The following is a 6,000-nucleotide window of genomic DNA, read 5'->3' on the forward strand; positions in this document are numbered from 1 at the left end:
GGATAAAAACTTGGACTGGTTTTATGCCGCAAGTCCAAGGCTCACCCGGTATTCGATCGGGCTGAGGGCCCCCAGGGAGATCTTGATCCGCTTCTCGTTGTACCAACGGATGTAGTCGTCGAGCACCTCAATGAACTGCTCAACTGTGACGCTCTTCCAGTCCCGAGGATAGAACAGTTCATTCTTCAACCGACCGAAGAAGCCCTCGCACGCTGCGTTGTCAGGCGAGCAGGCCTTGCGGGACATCGAGCGGGTGAGCTTGGCCTCGCTCATTCTGGATAGCCAGCCAGGCCAGCGGTAGTGACCTCCGCGGTCTGAGTGGACCACTGGTCGATCGCTTGTCTCTGTGACGGTCTCGATGGCTGCATCCAGCATGGTGTTGACCAGCTCTGCATCCGGACTCGTGCCGATGGTCCAGCTCACCACCATCCCGTCGAAGCAATCGATGATCGGCGACAGGTAGACCTTGCCTGCAGGGATCTGGAACTCCGTGATGTCGGTCAGCCATTTCTTGTTGGGGGCTGCTGCCTGGAAGTCACGGTTGATGATGTTCTCTGGTGCCGGGCTGATCTCGCCCAGGTAAGACGCATACCGACGCCTCTTGGGTTTTGCAACGACCAGGCTCTCTTGCTTCATCAGCCGCTGTATCACCTTCTCGGAGATCGGGCCTTGCTCTCTGGCCAGTGAGGCTTGCAGCCTGCGGTAGCCATAGCAGCGGTGATTGGACTCGAAGATCTCGGTGATGGACTGGCGCACCCTCACGTACTTGTCTCCGATTGCCGCGCGGGCCCGATGGTAGAAGTACGAGCTACGCGCAAGACTCAACTGTGCAAGGAGCTCTGGCAGGCCATAGTGCTCCCTGAGGGCGTCAATCAGCAGTGTCTTCTCCCGGTTGGACAGGAGCTGCAGATCGACGCCCAGGCCTTTTTTTAACAGTTCATTGGCCTTGTTCAAGAGGTCCTGCTCAAGGCGCAGTTGCCTGACTTCGTGGCGCAGTATCTCAACTTGGCGCTCGAGCTCTTCACGCTCTTGCGCCTGCGGTGATCGATCGGTGTGTTTCATTGATGCGGGTGCCTCACGCCCCAGAAGCTGGTTCTTCCAGTTGTACAACGTTGGCCGGCACACGCCGAGCCTGTCGGCAACAGCCTGTGCACTTTCCTGCCGGGTGCAAAGCTCCATCACTCCCGCGTGCTTCAAGCTCTCGGGATATCTTCGCTGGCCCACACTGCCGACAAGGGCCATCCTGGCTTCAGGGAATGCCTCGCGGACCCACTTGGTTAGCGTTCCACGCCCTGGATAGCCCAGCGCCCTCATGGTGGCAGCGATGCATCGATCATGTGTGAGGTAGTGCTCGATGGCCGCTGCCTTCTGGCCCTGCGAGAACTTCGGCTCCCGACGGGCATATCCCAGCGGCAGGTCGAGCCGCTGCTGATACTCGCGGTACCACCCCTTCAATGCATTCTTGGTTGGGTAACCCAGCTGACGGATGGTCGGGCTGGTGCGTTTGCCGAGCTTGATGTAGAGCTCAACGGCTCGGATTCGGTCTTCGTAGGAATACATGAACTACCTTCTAGTAGTCCAAGTTTTCGTCCGCACCCCCGAGGGGTCAGATTTACGTGGAAATCAACATGATGCCCGCAAAGCGAGTGTTCTAAGAGATGAAAATCACAAAAGGCAAGCGCAGCGCGTCAGGCCCGTGGGCGCCTGTGGGCAAGGGGGTGCGAGGGGTGGGAATGTGGGCAAGTCGCAGGCTTGTCCATATTTCCATGCCGATCCCCGCTTGTCCACGGGATCAAGACAGATCACTTGGTTTCAATTTGGACGCCGAAGACACGCACAGCCAGACCTTTGTTTCCGGGCTGGAGGGCAAGGCCAACGAGGGAGGCAATCACGAGCAGCACGATGAGGCGGTTTGCGTGTTTCATGCCTCCCATCATGTTGTCACGACGAGCAAAAGGCACTGCGGCCCAATTTCGCAATTACGTCGTGAGTCGCCGCCGAGCGGCCCAAGGTGCGGTGTTATACGATATAGATTATGTTAAATGGCTTCAACATAACATTGCATCATATAGTGGGCGGGGTGCGGCGTCTAGCGCTCGTGATCCTTGCTTGGGGTGGGAGGCGTTGACTTGTCGGTTTCGGTGGAAGCGCTTTGGCCTGGAACCGGGCCGCGCTCAATGGCCCTGGCCATGTTTTCGTGCAACCGATCCATGACCGTTGCCTGTTCAGCAGCCGTGAGGTGTTGACCCTGAATTTGCTTTTTGAGCGCATCGAGCTGGACGAAATTTGCTTGCAATTCCGGGTGTTGCTTGACGGCTTCCTGGCGAGGCAGCTCTTTGAATGCTTTGCTTCGGGCTTCCCGCTCTATGCGTTGAACAATTTCCTCAGCAGGAATTTTCCCCTTGTCGTAAGCGTAGGTGATTTGGGCGTAGCTGCCGTTGTCAAAATCCCGCTTGGGGCCGAGCGCTTTGTCGTGAATAACGAATCCGCGATCTTCGGATTCCTGCAGCGCGTGGTGCGCCGTTTGATCAACAACCTTGCCACGATAGCTTCGGCCATGCTGGGCCGCGGCTTCTGAAATCGTGATGTTGGGGGCCGAGCCTTTGGCGACCGCATCCAACTGCTTCAGCGAGGCCTGGCGAGCCCGGTATGGGGCCGCAAACTGCGCCTCCACCCATTGCGGGGCATTGGGCTCAAACACCACGTCCGGGCCGTTCTTTGTGACAACGCGAATGGGCGTGGTGCCCGAATTGTCAAAAATCAGCGCCTTGTCGGAGTGCTCCACTGCAGCCGGTAGGGGTCTCCTCGTTTTCAGTGCAATAAGTGACGGTACGAAAAGCTAGCACTGGCGCGGAGGTGGTGTTGGTAGATCGTTGATTTCATTGACTTTCCTGTTCACTTTCAAATCTGCGATTCGTGGCGTCAAACCGTGGTCGGTTTCATCCATTGGTGCCAGTTATCGATGCATTTGGCCGCGAAGGCAGGATTTGGTCAGCATAGCGGTCAACCGGGAAGCGAAACACACCCCGCAAGTTGATGCTCTCCAGCCTGGTGGGCGCAATCTTCCCGATCAGTTCCGGTGGAATGACCTGGCGGCGGTTCGACCAGCGATCCAGGACCGCCTGCATCTGTGAGGTATTCCACGCCATCACGATGTTGGCCATCAGGCTCAACGCATCGGCCACAGCCTGCATTTCATCGACACGTTTGGCCTGCGCCGGGCTGATCCGGCCGGTATAAATGGCGCGCTTGAGGGCGTTAACAGCCTCGCCCCGATTGAGCACCCGGCGCAACTCGTTCCTGAAAGCGTCCTTGACAAAGTAGTCAGCCAAAAACGCCGTACGCAGCAACCGCCCCAATTGCACGCCAGCCTCATAGATTGGATCGCCCTGGGCGGCAGAACCGAACCGCGCAAGAGCTGCCACCGCACTGGCATGTCCGCTCATGACCGAGGCTGCCAGGTGCACCAGACTATCCCAATGCTTTTCGATCAAAGCGACGTCGACATTGGCTTCGCACACCGCAGCGATTTCTGCGGGCACTTTGGTGCCGCGTGGCACAAAGAGGTGGCGCTGTTTGAGTTCCTTCAACCGCGGGCAAAGATCAAAACCAAGCAAACGGGCATGTGACATGGCAAAGTCGGTGTAGCCATGGGTATCCACAGCAAGCTGGCTGGTCTCCAGCTTTTCTTGGCGGATGACACCTTCAATGGCCACGCCCGCCTGGCGCTCATTGAGCACAAAGGGCTGCGCATGGAAGATGCCCCACCGGTCTTTTACATGGGAGTAGATTCCAATGGAAGGTGTGTTGCGCCGAGGATCAAGCCGGGCTTGCCACACCCGTTTGGTGGTCTCCATGGTCATCATGTCAGAAGATGCCAAATCGGACCGCCCCCAGGTGGCGGCAATCGGGTGTCGCTGCATGAATTCCAGCACAGCCTGGCAGGCCTGGCTCAGACGCCGTTCGTCCCGCGCCCAGCGCATGGCCTGGCGAATGCTGGTGGCAGACAATTGCGGAATCATGCGCGCGCATTCGACCGCAGTCAGACTGGTGCCGTGGGCCATGATGCCGGCATAGACCATCAGCAGCTCGTCGGTAGAGCGCGGCTCACGTCCGAGCATGATCCAGCTAAAGCGCACCTGGGCGTCAACGGCCAGAATCACTTCCGGCAATTGAACCTCACCGATGCGGTGATCCAAAGCCGCGCGCAGCTTGGTCACTTCTGGGTCTTCGTCCTCTGCGGGCAATGGCGACAAATGGAGTTCATCATCCACGCGCAGTACGCCACTGCGGGCTGCAGCGGCCACCGCATCGACACCGGCAGTTACTCTGGCCAGCAAAGGCTTCAAGAAAGTGGCAGCCTTGCTGGGTAACGATAGACGGGCATAGTGTTTCTTGGACTCTGCCTGCCAACGCTCGTCCGTGAAGAACAAGCGCGCACGACCCCGAAAGCTCAGGCTGTGCTCAATCCAGACCGAGCCATTGCGCACCGCGCGGCGCAGGGCAAACAGGGTGGCCACCTCCAACGCCTGAAACGCCCGTTCCCGGTCTGGGCTGGAGATCGAAACCTGCCAGATCATTCCCAGACTTGGTGCCACCACTTCAACTGGCAGCTTTCTGGATCCTTTGAGATATAAAGCTTGCAGCTTGGCAAGGTACTCGATGGCAGGATGCTCGCCGGTGGCCTGCCAGGGCAGCTTTGCAATGGCGACGAGCAACGACCGCACGGGGCGAATTCCATCAATCAATCCCTCGCGGACCAGGGAGGCCCTGCTCGGTGGTTTGCGTTTCTGGGTTTCGGTGATCAAGGCTTCAAGACGGGCACGCAACTCAGCATCTGGCACCGCACCTTGCGCGCTCAAGGCAACAAGTTCGCCGAGCAGCGTTTTGTACATTGCGGCCCAATTGACGGTAGCGGGGACATCGGCGGCAGCCTGACGCCACAGATCGGCGATCCGGCGCTGCACCATAAGGATCAACTGGTCTGTGGTGGTGAACAGGCAATACCGAAGAAAGCATGCGACCTCCACGGTGCGCGCTGGCTCTTTGATCTTGGCTCCGGCTGAGGGCGGCCTGGAGACAAGTCGGCGCGCGTAGCGGCGCAAGATGAGATCGGGGATGTCTGCCAGGTGCTTATGAACGTCCAGCGTGTAAAGCAGGTCGATGCGCTCCAGTACCTCGCTGATTTGGCGGGTTGAGTGTTTCGCCGGTGCAGCCCATAGCCAACTCTGCTGGGTTTGTCCATCTGGGCGCAGCTCTGAAACTGAGGCTCGCCAGCGATCAAGTGTTGCTGGATCAACGCTGGCGGCGATGGCGGTGCCTGTTTCAACTTCAAGCTGGGCAAGTGCCGCCGCAATCAGTGTCCGAATTGCCCGCTCGTGCACGATCACCAGCTTGTTCTTGTACAGCCATTGACGCGCCCGCACGAGTAGCTGATCGCGGTCGGCGCAGCGCGCCACTTCGTCGCGCAGTTCACGTACCAGTGAGCGGCGCTGGTGCTCGCTCATCCACTGGAATCCAAGGACCGTGCAGGCTACTTGTTGGTGATCGAATAGCGTGCGCCCGCGTTCATACATGGCTCTCAGCGAGGCGACTTCTGGTGCTGCAATGCCAAGCTCGTTGCCAAGGTGGCGCCACAAGGCTACTGGAATTACCCGAAAGGCACCGAGCAAACGCCCACTCATGCGCAGGAAACCAATATGGAGCGCCAGACCAAGCTTGTGGGAATCACCTCGGCGTGCATTGATTGCGTCGCGCTCGGCACCATCGAAGGTGAAAAATGCCTTCATCTCGAAGTCGCTGATATCGCGGGGGAGCCCACGCATCCCCAAAAACGTTGTGTGCCAACCCTGCATCGTGAACCTCAAAAGTGGGAGGCCACCATACCCGTTTACAAAGCGAACAGGAAAGTCAATGAAATCAACGGTCTACCCAGACCACCCCCGCGCCAGTGCTAGCTTTGCGTACCGTCACTTATTGCACTGAAAACGAGGAGACCCC

The 6,000-nt window shown here is 58.5% G+C and carries 4 protein-coding genes; all 4 read right to left on the reverse strand.

The window, feature by feature from the left end; genetic code table 11:
* Positions 1-21 precede the first annotated feature (21 nt).
* Entirely contained in the window at positions 22-1,560 is a 1,539-nt protein-coding gene (locus AC0GNO_RS23120) for an IS3 family transposase (protein ID WP_114656680.1), read from the reverse strand.
* 242 nt (positions 1,561-1,802) lie between these two features.
* Complete coding sequence (locus AC0GNO_RS23125; RefSeq protein ID WP_256497000.1) at positions 1,803-1,925, reverse strand: hypothetical protein; 123 nt, start codon at positions 1,923-1,925, stop codon at positions 1,803-1,805.
* A gap of 164 nt (positions 1,926-2,089) precedes the next feature.
* The gene (locus AC0GNO_RS23130; RefSeq protein WP_256496999.1) at positions 2,090-2,785 is read right to left on the reverse strand and encodes a KfrB domain-containing protein; all 696 of its coding nucleotides are present in this window, start codon (positions 2,783-2,785) and stop codon (positions 2,090-2,092) included.
* Positions 2,786-2,939: 154 nt separating this feature from the next.
* Positions 2,940-5,855 (reverse strand): Tn3-like element IS1071 family transposase, encoded by a 2,916-nt coding sequence (locus AC0GNO_RS23135; protein WP_003158660.1) that lies wholly within the window; start codon positions 5,853-5,855, stop codon positions 2,940-2,942.
* Positions 5,856-6,000: the final 145 nt, after the last annotated feature.

The organism is Hydrogenophaga sp. L310, assembly GCF_055703065.1.